This is a genomic window from Pseudoxanthomonas winnipegensis (assembly GCF_004283755.1).
GTDB lineage: Bacteria > Pseudomonadota > Gammaproteobacteria > Xanthomonadales > Xanthomonadaceae > Pseudoxanthomonas_A > Pseudoxanthomonas_A winnipegensis.
Genome location: NZ_SHMH01000001.1, coordinates 284,107 through 300,292, shown reverse-complemented (window position 1 = coordinate 300,292; position 16,186 = coordinate 284,107). Strand labels below are relative to the sequence as shown.

At 69.7% G+C, this 16,186-nt stretch carries 9 protein-coding genes and 1 tRNA gene; 9 read left to right on the top strand and 1 reads right to left on the bottom strand.

The window, feature by feature from the left end; genetic code table 11:
- The first annotated feature begins 19 nt into the window (after positions 1 to 19).
- Positions 20 to 93, top strand: a tRNA-Gly gene (locus EAT51_RS01405).
- A gap of 369 nt (positions 94 to 462) precedes the next feature.
- On the top strand, positions 463 to 645 hold the full coding sequence (locus EAT51_RS01400; RefSeq protein ID WP_130561179.1) for a hypothetical protein: 183 nt from the start codon (positions 463 to 465) through the stop codon (positions 643 to 645).
- 27 nt (positions 646 to 672) lie between these two features.
- Here EAT51_RS01400 and EAT51_RS01395 read toward each other — a convergent pair whose 3' ends face one another.
- Positions 673 to 915, bottom strand: a complete 243-nt coding sequence (locus EAT51_RS01395; protein ID WP_130515745.1) for an ADP-ribosyltransferase family protein — start codon at positions 913 to 915, stop codon at positions 673 to 675.
- A 630-nt stretch (positions 916 to 1,545) separates the two neighbouring features.
- Here EAT51_RS01395 and EAT51_RS01390 point away from each other — a divergent pair.
- The 7 genes from EAT51_RS01390 to EAT51_RS01360 all read left to right on the top strand — a co-directional run bounded on the left by EAT51_RS01390 (position 1,546) and on the right by EAT51_RS01360 (position 16,167).
- Positions 1,546 to 5,958: an OmpA family protein gene (locus tag EAT51_RS01390; RefSeq protein ID WP_165422673.1), complete on the top strand. Its 4,413-nt coding sequence runs from the start codon at positions 1,546 to 1,548 to the stop codon at positions 5,956 to 5,958.
- An 11-nt stretch (positions 5,959 to 5,969) separates the two neighbouring features.
- Positions 5,970 to 9,689: an RHS repeat domain-containing protein gene (locus EAT51_RS01385; RefSeq protein ID WP_205953482.1), complete on the top strand. Its 3,720-nt coding sequence runs from the start codon at positions 5,970 to 5,972 to the stop codon at positions 9,687 to 9,689.
- Entirely contained in the window at positions 9,689 to 11,374 is a 1,686-nt protein-coding gene (locus EAT51_RS01380) for a CshA/CshB family fibrillar adhesin-related protein (protein ID WP_130515750.1), read from the top strand. The genes EAT51_RS01385 and EAT51_RS01380 overlap by 1 nt, the downstream gene beginning before the upstream one ends.
- Positions 11,375 to 11,686: 312 nt before the next feature.
- Positions 11,687 to 12,976 (top strand): DUF11 domain-containing protein, encoded by a 1,290-nt coding sequence (locus EAT51_RS20725; protein WP_130515752.1) that lies wholly within the window; start codon positions 11,687 to 11,689, stop codon positions 12,974 to 12,976.
- Positions 12,977 to 13,055: 79 nt separating this feature from the next.
- Complete coding sequence (gene rimK, locus EAT51_RS01370; RefSeq protein ID WP_130515755.1) at positions 13,056 to 13,973, top strand: 30S ribosomal protein S6--L-glutamate ligase; 918 nt, start codon at positions 13,056 to 13,058, stop codon at positions 13,971 to 13,973.
- Positions 13,974 to 14,159: 186 nt separating this feature from the next.
- The gene (locus tag EAT51_RS01365; RefSeq protein ID WP_130515758.1) at positions 14,160 to 14,837 is read left to right on the top strand and encodes a response regulator transcription factor; all 678 of its coding nucleotides are present in this window, start codon (positions 14,160 to 14,162) and stop codon (positions 14,835 to 14,837) included.
- The gene (locus tag EAT51_RS01360) at positions 14,800 to 16,167 is read left to right on the top strand and encodes a sensor histidine kinase (RefSeq protein ID WP_130515759.1); all 1,368 of its coding nucleotides are present in this window, start codon (positions 14,800 to 14,802) and stop codon (positions 16,165 to 16,167) included. The genes EAT51_RS01365 and EAT51_RS01360 overlap by 38 nt, the downstream gene beginning before the upstream one ends.
- Positions 16,168 to 16,186: the final 19 nt, after the last annotated feature.

Here is a 16,186-nt window from a genome sequence, read left to right as displayed (position 1 = left end):
CATAGACTGCCCACCCGACGCGGGTGTAGCTCAATGGTAGAGCTGTAGCTTCCCAAGCTACTGACGAGGGTTCGATTCCCTTCACCCGCTCCATCCTGCTTCTCGAAGTCCGTAGATGGTTGAGATTGCAGGGGAATGGCGACAGGCGTTCCTTGAACGATCTCCTCCGCGCGGAGGAGATCAGGATGTGGGTCCCCAAACCGTTCATGCTGCCGCGCCGCTCGGGCCTCTACGCACGCTCCCCCGTCCCTCTCCTTTCAACGGGTGATGGGTATGCGCTACCTCATTGCTCTTCTCTCTGTCTGTAAGCTGGCGATGCTGAGTGTCTGTCAGGTGAAACTCAGAAGGGTTTGCGGAAGAGATAGCACGCCAATAAGGGTCGGAGCGACAGCCCCAAAAGAAAGTGGCTTTTATTACTTCTGATTGCCTCTCCCGCCTTGGCGGATCAAGTTCGATCTGCCTATGTGCCCCGAAGGCACCCAGCTGTTTGCCGCCGAGAAGCAGGGCGCGGTGCTGGGGCGGGCCCAGGTCTCGGTGACCGAAGGCGCCCTGACGCCGATGGCATTCAGCACGGCCGCCGCCGATGCCATGTCTGCCCCGGTCCAGTCGCAGGCGCACGCCCCGCACAGAACTGCGCATCAATAGCCTCGGAGTTGCGCCCGGCGGACGGAACTAGAGCGGCGCTTTGCGCCTCGGTCTTGCCTTGACGACCGGCGTAGCAGCCTTGGGCTGCTTTGCGCTCAGCAAGGCCCGAACCTGACGCTGCTGCTTGTCCGTGAAATCGTGGAAGTGCGCGGACAGCATGCGTTTGATGCGCCGATGTGCCTCGGCGATCGCGGCCTGGATCAATGCCTGATCCGCCTGTTCGGCTGCGGGCTTGCGGGACAGCAACGGCGTCGGAGGCTTGGGGGGCATGGGGCGGGACGAGCGAGGGCGAAGCCAATCCTCGGACCTGCCATGCCGGCTCGCAACCCCGTGCTGGCGCAATCGCCGCCAGGCGCGGCGTGTTACGCGCGTCAGCGGCATGAGCGGCCTGTCCAGGGAATAGGCCGCTGACAGCCCTGGCGCACTGATCAGAGCAGGAGACGCTCCCTGCCTGCATCAGGCCGGGGTCGTCTCCGGCCGCCTGTTGTTCCTGTTCTGATCCGAAACCAAGCGGCGCACCCGGTCGCCGGCAAACGCCGCTCGCCGCTGCCGTTTGTCTGTCGGTGCCCGCCAGTCGTCGCCTCCCCGCATCGAGCCGGCTGATCAGCTCCCCTGTTCATTTTGCACGGAGGAGGAGCTAGTCGCTTGTTTTACAAAGTGTTTACGTCTTAGCTGAACGCTTTGAGTCACGCATGTGAAATTCGTGACTCAAGTCACGTTTATTTCAGGGGTGGTCAGAAAAGCGTGCGCTAGTTATCATTTCAATGCGACTTGCCTAGCAGTTTTTGCGGCGCGCGTCGTACATCGCGGTCCTTGGCCGTGATTGGGGAGGCTCGCAAGGCTGCGTTGGCCGTGGGTGGACCGGCGCTGCCTTGTGTCTTTGAAACAGGGGGCAGTTCCGTGGCAGTGACGTCAATCCGTGGCGCGCAGAAGGTCTTGCGCGCGCTCTCCTCGTTCGCGCTGCTGATCGGCCTGGCCGCCGCGCTTCCCGCCGCCGCTCAGAGCTCGGTCACCAATACGGTCACCGTCACCAACCCGTCCGGGGTGACCTGCACCGCCGGCGGCAGCTGCGAGGTCTCGGCCACCGACTCGGACACGGTGGTGGCGCCCCAGCTCAGCCTGGCCAAGCGCCACAGCGGCAACTTCCGCCAGGGCCAGAACGGGGTCTACACCTTGACCCCCAGCAACACCGGTACCGCGCCCACCAGTGGCGCGATCAGCGTGGTCGACACGCTGCCGAGCGGCCTGACCTATGTCTCGGCCACCGGCGCCGGCTGGGCCTGCAGCAGCACCGCCCCGACCGTGACCTGCACCAGCACGGACGCCATCGCCAACGGCGCGTCCGGCAACCCGATCACGCTGACGGTCGCGGTCACGAGCGGCACCACGGGCAGCGTGACCAACACCGCGCGCGTCAGCGGCGGCGGCGATGCGACCTGCCCGGCGTCCGGTGCGACCCAGTCGCGCTGCACCCCGTCCGACGCGACCGCCATCGATCCGCCGATCGATGCGGTCAACGACCCGTTCGGCACCGTGGTCAGCGGCACCAGCACCGGCTCGGTGCTGGGCAACGACACCTTCAACGGCGCGGCGGCCACCACCGCGACGGTCGCGCTGGCGCCGGGCACGGCGCCGTCGCCCGCGGCCGGCAGCATCACCATGAACGCCGACGGCACCATCACCGTCGCGCCGGGCACCACGCCGGGCAGCTACAGCTATCCCTACACGATCTGCCAGACCGGCCAGTCGAACAACTGCGATACGGCCACCGCGACCCTGACCGTGGCGGCGCCGAGCATCGATGCGGTCAACGACACGGCCAGCACGCCGGCCACCACGCCGGTGACCACCGCCGTGCTGACCAACGACACCCACGTGGGCGGCACGATCAACCCGGGCTCGGTCACGGTCACCACGCCTTCGCCCAACGGCAGCACCACCGTCAACGCGACGACCGGCGCCATCACCTTCACCCCGAACGCCGGCTTCAGCGGCACCACCACCTACCAGTACCAGGTGTGCCTGGCCAGCCCGAACCAGGCGGTGTGCGACATCGCCACGGTCACGGTCAACGTGGGCAGCGCGATCGACGCGGTCGACGATGCGACCGAGACGCTGACCAGCGCCGGCGGCACCACCGCCACGGCGGTGACCAGCAACGATACGGTCAACGCGGTGCCCGCCGTGCTGGGCACGGGCGGCAATGCCACGATCACCGGCTCGACGCTGTCGAGCACGCCGGCCGCGGGCGGCATCACGCTGAATCCGGCCACCGGCCGCGTCACCGTGGCGCCGGGCACCACGCCGGGCCGCTATACGCTGACCTACACGCTGTGCACCAATCCGGCGACCAATCCGGCGACCTGCGACACGGCGGTCAAGGTGATCGTGGTCCAGGCCGGCATCGACGCGGTCGACGATGCGGCCGAGACGCTGACCAGCGCCGGGGGCACGACCGCCACGCCGGTGACCAGCAACGACACCGTCAACAACGCGCCGGCCGTGCTGGGCACCGGCGGCAACGCCACGATCACCGGCTCGACGCTGTCGAGCACGCCGGCCGCGGGCGGCATCACGCTGGACCCGGCCACCGGCCGCGTCACCGTGGCCCAGGGCACCACGTCGGGCAGCTACACGCTGACCTACACGCTGTGCATCAACCCGCCGACCACGCCGGCGACCTGCGACACGGCCACCAAGGTCATCGTCGTCCAGGCGGCCGTGGATGCGGTCGACGACACCATGCCGGCCATCGGCAGCGGCTCGGGCGGGACCACGCCCTCGGTCTTGGTCAACGACACTCTGGCTGGCCAGCCGGTGTCGCTCAACACGGTCACGCTGACGCCGGGCGCCTCGCCGCAGGCGGGGCTGACGATGAACGCCGACGGCACCATCACCGTAGCGCCCGGCACGCCGGCCGCGACCTACGCCTATCCGTACACCATCTGCGCCAAGAACAACGCGAACAACTGCGACAGCGCCGTCGCCACCGTGGTCGTGGCCCCGCCGATCGTGGCCAACGACGACCGCTTCCCGGCCATCAACGAAGCCGGCACGACCACCACGGTGCTGAGCAACGACACCCTCGGCGGCCAGCCGGTCAGCACCTCGACCGTGTCGCTCACGCCGGGGACCTCGCCCAATGCCGGCCTCGCGATGAACGCCGACGGCACCATCACCGTCAGCCGCGGCACGCCGGCCGGCAGCTACGGCTATCCGTACACCATCTGCGAACGCGCCCATCCGACCAACTGCGATCCGGCGGTGGCCACCGTGGTGGTGACCGTGACCCCGATCGTGCCGGTGGACGACCATCCGCCGACGGTGGACAGCAGCGCCGGCGCGACTCTGCCCAGCGTGCTCGGCAACGACACCGTCGGCGGCAGCGGCGCCACCATGACCAATGTGGTGCTGACCCCGGGCACCTCGCCGCAGCCTGGCCTGGTCATGCGCGCCGATGGCACGATCACCGTGGCGGCGGGCACGCCGGCCGCGACCTACGCCTATCCGTACACGATCTGCGAGGCCGCCAACCCCAGCAACTGCGGCAGCGCCATCGCCACGGTCATCGTGGCTTCCAGCTACGACATCCGCCTGACCAAGACCGTGGCCGTCAACACCGCGGTGGTCGGCGACCTGGTGCGCTACACGCTGACCGTGCGCAACGTCGGCGACGGCAACTTCGTCGGCGGCGCGATCACCGATACGCCGCCGCCGGGCTTCACCTATGTGGCCGGCTCGCTGGTCGCCGGCGATGACGACCGCAGCGCCACGGTCAGCGGCCAGTCGCCGATCCGCATCGCCGGCGTGGACGTGGCCGCCGGGCAGAGCGCGACCTTCGTCTACCTGATGCGGGTGGGCGCCGGCGTGCGCCAGGGCACCCAGGTCAACCAGGCCCAGGCGGTCACCGCCGCCGGTGCGCCGGTGTCCAACGTCGCCACCGCCTCGCTGACCATCTCCTCCGATCCGCTGGTCGATGAGAGTCTGCTGGTGGGCACGGTGTTCGACGACCGCGACGGCGATGGCTGGCAGGACAGCGCGGCCATCACCGGCCTGCGCGTGCAGGGCGGGTTCGATCCGTCGGCCTACGTGCCCAACTCGACGCTGATGGATGCCGGCCAGGGCTGGCAGCCGCAGGCCGACGCGAGCGCGCCGTTGCTGCACGGCATCGCCGTCGGCAAGCTCAGCGCACGCCAGTCCGAGGCCGATCCGGCCGAGGCGCATCAGGTGGTGATCCGCCAGGTGCTCAGCGCGCCGCGCTTCAGCGACGACTTCGTGCTGACCACCGACCAGGGCGTGACCGTGCGCATGGATGCGGCAGGCAGGACGCGCGTGGACACCAGCGGCCAGGCCGCCAAGGGCCTCACCGCGGCCGCGCCGACGGTCGAGCGCCGCCTGTCGCAGGGCGAGCAGGGCTACGTGGTGGACTACGTGATCCGCAACAGCGGCATCGACGAGCGCGGCATTCCCGGCGTACGCATCGCCTCGGTCGAAGGCCTGGTGATGGAGACCGACCAGTTCGGCCGTTATCACCTGGAAGGCGTCGACGGTGGGCAGTGGTCGCGCGGCCGCAACTTCATCCTCAAGGTCGATCCGACCACGCTGCCGAGCGGCGCGCAGTTCACCACCGCCAATCCGCTGGTCCGTCGCATCACGCCCGGCATGCCGGTGCGCTTCGACTTCGGCATCAAGCTGCCGCAGGGCCTGATCGAAGGCGGTGCGCGCACGGTCGAACTGGAGCTGGGTCAGGTGCTGTTCGAGGCCGACAGCGCCCAGCTCAAGCCGCAGTACCTGCCGGTGGTGGAGAAGATGGCCGGCCGCATCGAGGCCTATCACGGCGGTGAGGTGGTGATCGCCGCCGACGGCGAAAGCGCCGCGCTGGCGTTCGACCGCGCCAACGCGGTCAAGGCCGCGCTGGTGCCGCGTCTGACGGCCGCCACCGCGGCGGCCACGCGCATGAGCCTGCGCAGCGAGGCGTCCGATCCGGACACGATGATCGCCGGCCTGGACGGGCGCGGCCCGCTGCTGGGCTCGGTCCTGTTCGACATCGGCAAGGCCACGATCAAGCCGCAGGCCGATGCGCTGCTGGATGGCGTGGCGCGCTATCTGGAACAGCGCGGCGGTGGCGTGGTGGCGCTGGTCGGCCATGCCGACCGTCGCGGCGACGCGGCGCGCAACGTCGAACTCGGCCTGCGCCGCGCCAAGGCGGTGTACCAGGCGCTGGCCCAACGACTGCGCCCCGAGGTGCGCGCGAAGGTGACGGTGCAATCCAGTGACGATCCGACGGCTCCTGCCGGCGTGGCCGGGCAGTAAGGGGGCTGAGCATGAAGACCATCACGATGAAGTTGCTGGACTACACCCTGATCAGCCTGCTGGCCGGCACCGCGCCGCTGGCGGCCGCGCAGGAGGCGTCCCCCGCTCAGCCCGAGACCCCCGAGCCGCAGTGCGGCCCGGAGGGCTGCCAGGCGAGCGAAGGCCTGTTGTTCAAGGTGCGCACCCGCGGCGATACGCAGCCGGTCACCGCGCCGCAGGCGTCCGACGCCGCCGCGCTTGCGGCGGACCGCCGCGTGGACATCCTGCAGGTGCAGCCGGGCCAGGCCACGGCCACGGGCAAGTTCTCGATCAACCTGGCCAACGGCGGGGTGATCTGGGCGACCGAGGATCCCCAGATCGGCACGGCCGAGCTGTCGGTGTCGGCGCCGGGGCTGGTTGCCTTCGACGGTGCGCGCATCACCAAGCCGGTGCAGTTCTATGTGCGCAGCAACTACTCGGCCTTCGTCGCGCGCTACGAGCTGGCGATCTATCGCGCCACCGACACCGACCTGGTCGCGCCGCTGGCCACCGTGCCGATGCAGGTGGGCAACGTCAGCCATGTCGACTGGGATGGGCAGCTGCCGGCCGACTACCACTATCGCGCCGGCGATTCGCTGGCCTATGTGCTGCGCGCCTACGACGCGCAGGGCCGCTTCGACGAGACCACGCCGCGCACGCTGCAGCTGGTCCGGCCCGACGAGGCCCAGCGCGGCAGCGACCTGCTGCGCACGTCGACCGAACGCAGCCTCGGCACGGCGTTGACCGACGACCAGGCCCAGACCCAGCGCCTGGTGGAGGACGTGTTCGCCGGCAACGGGCTGCGCCTGCAGAACATCCCGCTGTACGGCTCGCGCGTACGCATCCAGGGCCGCAACCTGCCCGAGGGTTACCAGCTGGCGATCAACGGCGAGACCTATCCGGTCGACCTGGAGCGCAAGTTCGCCGCCGAGTACCTGGTGCCGGTGGGCCATCACAGCTTCGACGTGGCGCTGCAGGACGACGCCGACGGGCTGGGCGGCGCGGCCGCGGGCACCGGCGTGCCGGCCGCGCACCGCACGCTGGATGTGGATGTCACCGGGCGCTATTTCTTCGGCGTCGGCCTGGCCGATGTGACCGTGGCGCAGAACAAGGTGTCCGGTTCGACCGCGACGCTGTCGGCCACCGATCCGCGCTACGCCGACGACATCATCAGCGACGGCCGCCTGGCCTTCTACGGCAAGGCCAAGTTCAACGGCAAGTACCTGGTGACCGCGCAGGCGGACACCACCGAGCAGGATCTGGAGCACCTGTTCGACCACTTCACCCAGGCCTATGCCACGGACGTGTTCCGCAGCCTGGACCCGGACCTGTACTACCCGACCTACGGCGACGACTCGTCCGTGCGTCGCGACGTGGACACGCAGGGCCGGTTCTACGTGCGCGTGGACTGGGACAAGAACCAGGCGCTGTGGGGCAACTACGCCACCGGCTTCACCGACACCGAGTACGCCCAGTACGTGCGCTCGCTGTACGGCGCGGCGATCGACTGGCGCTCGCACGCGATCAATCCCTGGGGCGAGGCCAAGACCCAGGTGCGCGCGTTCGGCTCGCAGGCGCAGAGCGCGCCGGGGCATAGCGAGTTCCTCGGCACCGGCGGCAGCCTGTACTACCTCAAGCACACCGAGATCCTGGCCGGTTCCGACCAGGTGGTGCTGGAAGTCAGCGACCCGACCACCGGCCGCGTGGTCGACCGGGCGACGCTGGTGCGTGGGGTGGACTACGAGATCGACCAGATCCAGGGTCGCATCCTGCTGACCCGTCCGCTGGCGCAGATCACGCGCGACAACGTCACCACGCTCACCCGCGACACGCCGCTGGACGGCTATACGCAGCGCCTGCTAGTGGACTACGAATTCGTCCCGACCGGGTTCGACGACGACGAGTTCACCGCAGGCTTCCGCGGCAAGCAGTGGCTGGGCGACCACGTGGCCGTCGGTGCGACCTATGTCGACGAGAACCGCAGCGGCGAGGACTACACGCTCAAGGGCGGCGATGTCACCCTGCAGGCCGGTCGCGGCACCTATCTGAAGGCCGAGTACAGCCAGACCGAGTCCTACGCCACGCCGGTGTTCTTTTCCGACAACGGCGGCTTCACCTTCACCCAGATCAACGCCACCGGCCCGCGCCAGGGCGAGGCCAAGGCCGTGGAGGCGCGCGCCAATCTGAAGGAGCTCGGCTGGACCCAGCAGGACTGGGCGGCCGGCGCGTGGTGGCGCGAGGTCGGCGCTGGCTATTCGATCAGCCGCTACGACACCGGCGAGGACCTCACCGAGTACGGCGCGGAAGTCACCGGCCAGTTCACCCAGGACCTGAGCGTGTACGCGCGCTACAGCAAGACGCAGAGCGGTGCGCAGTCGCTGATCCAGGCCCAGGTCACCAGCGAGTGGCGCATCGGCGACTTCGACACGCTGGCCGCCGAGATCCGCCGCGTCGAGGAGCAGCGCACCGTCGGCGACGCCGCCGGCCTGCTGGGCGCGTTGAAGTACACGCACCGCTTCGGCGACACCTTCGACCTGTATGGGCAGGCGCAGCTGACCCTGGACGACGACCACGGCAAGTACGCCGACAACGACGCCTACACCGTCGGCGGCAAGTACCTGTTCGGCAACCTGTCCTCGGTCGGCGCGGAAGTCACCAGCGGCGATCGGGGCGATGCGGCCACGGTCAATGCCGAGTACCGCCTCACGCCCGATCACAGCCTGTACGGCGCCTACACCGCCACCCACGACGACACCCAGGCCTACGACCCGCTGTTCAACAACAGCGCGCGCGACGGCTGGACGCTGGGCCAGCGCTGGCGCCTGTCCAACCAGATCAACGTGTTCAACGAGAGCCAGTTCCTCAAGGACGACACCGCCGGCGAGTCCGGCCTGGCGCATACCTTCGGCCTGGATTTCTACCCGGCGCAGGGCTGGACCAGCGGCTTCACCCTGCAGCGCGGCGATCTGGTCAACAGCGCCGGCGGGCAAGTCGAGCGGCGCGCGATCAGCGTCAGCCTGGGCCGCACCTCGCCCGATACGGATTGGGCCTCCAAGGTGGAATGGCGGCGCGACACCGGTGCGGAGGAGCGCGAGCAGTGGGTGTCCACCAATCGCCTGACGCATCGCTTCAACGACAGCTGGCGCATCGCCGGTCGCCTGAACTACTCCGACACCGACGACAAGCTCGATCCGCTCGCCGGCGCCAGGTTCATCCAGGGCAACCTGGGCTTCGCCTGGCGTCCTTGGGACTCGGTGCGCTGGGCCGTGTTCGGCCGCTACACCTATCTGTACGACCTGGCCACGCTGGCGCAGATCGGCGGGCACGACTACGACCAGAAGACCCAGGTGCTCTCGCTGGAAGGTGTGTACAAGCCCGACCAGCGCTGGGAGTTCGCGGCCAAGGTCGCCCAGCGTGTGGGCAAGGCGCGCTACGGCCGCGGCACGGGCCAGTGGTTCGATTCGACCACGACCTTCTACGGCACCACCGTGCGCTACGACCTGGGCCAGCAATGGCATGCGATGGGCGAGTACCGCCTGCTCAAGGTCGAGGACGGCGGCAACCGCCAGGGCTGGCTGGCCGGCGTGGACCGCGACATCGGCAAGAACCTGCGGATCGGGCTGGGCTACAACTTCACCCAGTTCAGCGACGACCTGACCGACTTCGACTACGACCACAAGGGCTGGTTCATCAACCTGGTGGGGAGCTACTGATGCGCAAGCACTTCATCCATGGCTGGGCCGCGCGCGGCCTGGGGCTGGCGCTGGCCGCCGGCGCGGCGCTGGCGCCGATGCAGCAGGCGCAGGCCGCGGCCTACGCCACCGGCGGCACGGGCAAGTACCGCAACGAGATCCTCTGGCTGACCTGGGGCGGCGGTGTCAACGGCACCGATGGCGTGGCGCTGGCCAACGGCGCGCAGACCACGGCCACCCTGCAGGTGGCCAACGGCCAGCAGATCCAGGTGACCTGCACCCTGTCCAACCTCAATGGCGCGCTGAGCAGCTATCGCTCCGGCGATTACAGCGGCGATGGCCTGGAGGACATGTACAACATCGATGGCACCGGCGGCGCCAACAATCTGGTGGCGGGTCTGGCCACGGCGATGACCTCGACGGCCAGCTTCGATATCGACTGCTCGGCGACCCGCAACGGGGCGTCGTATCCGATTCCCGGCCTGGTCATCGCCGATGCCGAGTCGCTCGAATCCACCTTGGACGGCAACGGCGTCCCCAGCGAATACATCCGCGGCACGGCCGCGGGCAACTGGAACATCCTGGAGATGTTCGCCGGCAACGGCAATCCCTATACCGCCACCAAGACCACCAACGGCGGCAGCCAGACCATGGAGTTCGGTCCGGGCGGGCAGGGCGGCGGCACCAGTCCCGTGGCGCTCAGCTACCTGACCTTCACCACGCCGACCGCCACGCCCAGCATGTCCTTCGCCATGCGCGGCGGCGGTATCACCGCCATGTCCATCGGCCTGCTCGTGCCGCGCGCGGACTACGGCGATGCGCCCAGCAGCTATGGCACCGCCGCGCACCTGTTCTACGACTGGGTGCACGGCGACGACAGCGGCGTGTCGGCCAGCGGCACGAACATCAACGACAGGTTATTTAGCCCTGGTGGCCTGTCGCCGCTGACCACCGATCACGTGGGCACGGTCGGCCCGGATGGCGAGCCCGGTACGTCGTCGTCCGACAACGCCTACGGCATCGCCGGCGCCAATGAGGAGAACGGCTGGCCCACCTCGCCGGCGATCAATGCCGGCAGCGGGAGCACCGTGCTGACGCGCAGCATCGCCTGCAGCGGCACCGGCACGGTGGCCGGCTGGATCGACTTCGACGGCAACGGCACCTTCGACAGCGACGAGCGCGCCGCCGGCACATGCTCGGGTGCCAATGGCACGGCCAGCCTGAGCTGGACGGTGCCCAACGACATCCAGGCCGGCACGACCTGGGTCCGCCTGCGTTACGCGCAGAACGCCAGCGAGGTCGCCAGCCCCGCCGGCACGGCGACCAGCGGCGAGGTCGAGGACGCGCAGATCACCATCGCCCAGGCCAGCGCCAACCTGGTGGTCACCAAGACCAACACGCCCGCGGCGGGCGCCAGCGATCAGGCCAACGACACGGTGGTCAAGGGCTCGAGCCAGACCTACACCATCGTGGTCACCAACAACGGTCCGCAGGCCGCCAATGGCGCGATCGTGCGCGATCCGGCCAGCAGCGGCCTGACCTGCACCAGCGCCAGCTGCACCGGCACCACCAACGGCGCGGCCTGTCCGACCCAGGCCAGCGGCAGCACGCTGTTGGGTGCCCTGCAAAGCTCCGGCGGGGCTGCGATTCCCACGCTGCCCAACGCCGGCACGGTCACGCTGACCGTCACCTGCACGGTCGACTAAGATCCTGCCGCACTCCCCATCGTGGGGGGGCGGCATGGCGGCGGTGAGGCTTTCCCGGCAAAGCCCTATCGCCGCCATCGCGGCTCCCCCCTGTAGAGCGGAGCTTGCTCCGCTGGGGCCCTCCCCCACTAACCGAACGAAGAGCAGCGGAGTCCCCAAGAGGGGATTGCCACAAGCTCCGCTCTACAGGCAGGCCGCAAGATTTGATGAGAAAGTTGCTCCCCAAGGCGGGGGCTTCTACCAAAGGCCTCAGCTTCGCGGTTTCAACCGCGATCGGGCATTTCCCGTGATTGAGCAAGGTCCCCAGGTTCGATGAAGTCTTCGTTCGTGTTCGTCCGTGTGGGGCTCGGCCTGGCGCTGCTTGCGGCCCTGGCCTCGGCCCAGGCCCAGGAAGTCACCAGCTGCCCGGCCGGTCTCGAGCAGACCCGCCTGTATGCCTACACGGGCAATGCGCCCGCCACGTTCACCGTGCCGGCGCGGGTGACCTCGGTGCGTCTGATCGCCGTCGGCGCCGACGGCGGCGAGCGCACGCCCAACCCGTATCAGGGCGGCGCCGGCGCGCGGGTCGAAGGCACGTTCGCCGTCGCGCCGGGCGATGTGATCACGCTGCTGGCGGGCCAGGCACCGCCCGGCGCCAACGACCAGGAGTCCGGTGGCGGCGGCGCCTCGGGCGCGTATCTCAACGGCACGCTGGCACTGATCGCCGGCGCGGGCGGTGGCGACGACAACACCGGCAACGGCGGCGGCGGGCGCGCGGGCCTGGATGGCGGTAACGGCGGTTCGCCGACCGGCGGCGACTGCGCGGCCGGCGGGCTGGGTGGCGTCAACGGGGCAGGGGGCCAGTTCGGTGAAGTCGCCGCCGATGGCAGCACCACCTGCCAGACCGGCGACGGTGGTGCCGGTGGCGGTGGCTTCAACAGTCCCGGCCAGGGCGTGACCTATGCGGGCGCGCACCAGGGCGCGCGGGGCGGCGGCCAGTGTTCGATCAACGGGGCTTCCGGGGGCGCCGGTGGCACGGGCGAACCGATGGCCGGCGATCGCATCGGCGCGGCCGGCGGCTGGGGCGTGTGCGGCGGCGGTGGCGCGGACGATCGTGAGAGTGGCGGCGGCGGTGGATACTCCGGCGGCGGCGGTGCGCCCGAGTCGGCCTATCCGGGCGGTGGCGGTTCCTATGTCGCGGCCAGTGCGACCTCGCCCACACGCGTGGCCGGCGCCGACGGCGGCGGCAGCGGGCGCAACGGATCGGTGCGGGTGTGCTATTCGCTGCGCGCCGAGCTGAGCGTGACCAAGACCAATACACCGTCGTCCGGTCCCAACGATCAGGCCGGCGACACGCTGACCCGTGGCGAGGCGACCAGCTACCGGATCGTGGTCGGCAATGCGGGGCCGGTCGCCGCCGATGGCGCGGTACTCCGCGATCCGGCCGCGGCGGGCCTGACCTGCACCGCGGCCCGCTGCGGCAACGCCAGCGGCGGCGCGATCTGCCCGACCGGCAGCGATGCCGCGCTGCTGGCCGCACTGCAGTCCAACACCGGCCTGCAGCTGCAGACCTTGCCGGTGGGCGGCGCGCTGACCTTCTCGGTCGACTGCACCGTCGACTGAGGGCCGCGGCGGCGCGCGCATGAGCGGTCACGGCGCCGTGTCATGCTGTGCGCCGTTTTCGACCCCGGCCCGCAGCCGCATGAAACTGGCGATCCTCTCCCGCAACACGCGGCTGTATTCGACCAAGCGCCTGGTCGAGGCCGGACGCCAGCGCGGCCACACCGTGCGCGTGCTCGATCCGCTGCGCTGCTACATGCGCATCGACCGCGGCCGCTTCGACCTGCGCTACAAGGGCGCCACCCTGTCCGGTTTCGACGCGGTCATTCCGCGCATCGGCGCCTCGGTCACCCGCTACGCCACCGCGGTGCTGCGCCAGTTCGAGCTGATGGGCTGCCACACGCCCAACAGCTCCGATGCGATCCTGCGCGCGCGCGACAAGCTGCGTGCGCACCAGCTGCTGGCCGCCCACGGCATCGACCTGCCGGCCACCGTGTTCGGCGACAACCCGGACGACACCGCCGACCTGCTGGCGCTGCTGGGCCCGCCGCCGCACGTGATCAAGCTCAACGAGGGCGCGCAGGGCGCCGGGGTGATGCTGACCGAGAAGCCCTCGGCCTCGCGTTCGGTAATCGAGGCGCTGCGCGGGCTGTACGCCAGCTTCGTGGTGCAGGAGTTCGTCGAGGAGGCCAAGGGCGCGGACCTGCGCTGCTTCGTGGTCGGCGACCGGGTGGTGGCGGCGATGCGCCGGCAGGCGCCGGAGGGCGACTTCCGTTCCAACCTGCATCGTGGCGGCGAGGCGTTTCCGGCGATCGCCAGCGACGAAGAGGCGGCCGTGGCCGTGCGCGCGGCCCAGGTGCTGGGCCTGGGCGTGGCCGGCGTGGACCTGATCCGCTCGGCGCGCGGCCCGCTGGTGCTGGAGGTTAATTCCACGCCGGGGCTGGAAGGTATCGAGCAGGTCTCCGGGGTGGACATCGCCGGGGCGGTGGTGGAACTGGTGGCCGCCGCCGCGGTCCAACGCCCAGCCCCCCTCGCACGCCGCCCCGCCAGCCGAACGTGAACGGCCATGCAGGGAGGCTCACCGACGGTGTGACAGAATCGCCCCGTCCCGCGCGGAAGGCTGAACAGGCCGGCCCGCCGCGGCTTGGCCCGCACAGGAACAACCCAAGGATCCCCATGACTTTCCCATTCCCGATGCGCCGTGCTGGCGCCGTCCCGGCCGCCCGGCCGCAGGAGACCTGCTGACATGCGCATCCTCGTCATCGAAGACAACAGCGATATCGCCGCCAATCTGGGGGATTACCTCGAAGATCGCGGCCACACCGTGGATTTCGCCGCCGACGGCGTCACCGGCCTGCACCTGGCCGTGGTCCACGACTTCGACGCCATCGTGCTCGACCTCAACCTGCCCGGCATGGATGGCCTGGAGGTCTGCCGCAAGCTGCGCAACGAAGCGCGCAAGCAGACCCCGGTGCTGATGCTCACCGCCCGCGACAGCCTGGACAACAAGCTGGCCGGCTTCGACTCCGGCGCCGACGACTACCTGATCAAGCCCTTCGCCCTGCAGGAAGTGGAGGTGCGTCTCAACGCGCTCTCGCGCCGCGGCAAGGGCGTGCAGACCCGCGTGCTGGACGTGGGCGACCTGGAATACAACCTGGACACGCTGGAAGTGCGCCGCCAGGGCAAGCTGCTGCAGCTCAACCCGACCGCGCTGAAGATCCTGCAGGCGCTGATGGAGGCCTCGCCGGCGGTGGTCACCCGCCAGGAGCTGGAGACGCGCGTGTGGGGCGAGGAGCTGCCGGACTCGGACTCGCTGCGCGTGCACATCCATGGTCTGCGTGCGGTGGTCGACAAGCCGTTCGAAGTCCCGCTCATCCAGACCCGCCATGGCATCGGTTACCGCATCGCCGCTCCCGAAGCCTGAGGGCCACGCGTCCGCGCGGCCGGCCGCGACGCGGGCGCGTAAGTTCCGCCGGCGGCTGCGCACCCGCATCGTCTGGTCCTTCGCCCTGCTGGGTCTGTGCCTGACGGTGCTGTTCGCCTATGCCTCGATCCTGGCCCGCCAGCGCGTGGAGAACCAGCTGGTCGAGGACGTGATGAACCGCAACATGGAAGCGTCCTGGCGCAGCTATGTGGCCAGCGGCGGGCGCAACCTGGACATCCCGGTCCAGCAGATGAAGGGCTTCGTCTATCGCCCGGACAAGCTGGACAGCCTGCGGCGCGATTTCCCCGAGTGGGAAAAACTCGACGACGGCATCCACCCCATGTCGGGCACCGATCCGGATGGCAAGCCCTTCGCCTACAAGGTCGGCGTGCGCAAGACGCCCAATGCCTGGTTCTTCATCGCCTACGACATGGGCCAGGTCGCGCTGGGCGAGGTGCAGTTCAAGCGCACCCTGTATGCCACGGTGCTGCTGTTCACGCTGGTCTCGCTGCTGATCGGCTGGTGGGCGGCCTCGCGGGTGATGAGCCCGGTGTCCGAGCTGGCCAATCGCCTGCGCGCCTACCGCGGCAGCAGCAACCCCACCCAGCTGGGGCCGCTGTTCCCCGAAGACGAGGTAGGCGAACTGGCGCGCGCGCTGGACGACTATTCCAACCGCCTGACCGAGGTCGTGCAGCGCGATCGCGAGTTCAACGCCGACGTCAGCCACGAGTTGCGCACGCCGCTGGCGGTGATCCGCGGCGCGACCGAGCTGCTGCTGGGCAAGCCCGACCTGGAGCCCAAGATCCAGGCGCGCCTGCTGCGCATCCAGCGCGCCGAGCAGGCGTGCTCGGACCTGATCGGCTCGCTGCTGCTGCTCTCGCGCAACGAGCGTGGGCAGGGCACCAGCAATGTGGCCAAGGTCGCCGAGCAGCTGCTGGACTCGCACCGTGCGCAGATCGGCGGCAAGCCGCTGGAGCTGATGCTGGAAGGCAACCAGGACCTGGTCATCGATGCGCCCGAGGCGGCGCTGTCGGTGGCGCTGGGCAACCTGGTCGGCAATGCGGTCAAGTACACCCAGGAGGGCACGGTGCGGGTGCGCGTGCGGGGCGATGCGGTCGAGGTCATCGACTCCGGCCCCGGCCTGAGCGAGGAGGACGCCGCGCGGCTGTTCGACCGCGGCTATCGCGGCACGCACGCCGGGCACTCCCAGGGCGGCGGCATCGGCCTGTCCATCGTCAGCCGGCTGTGCGATCTCTACGGCTGGCAGGTCAGCGTGCGGCCTGGTGCCGAGCGCGGCGTGGTGGCCACGCTGCGGTTCCATCCGGCCTGAGGGCCGCGACCAAGACGTT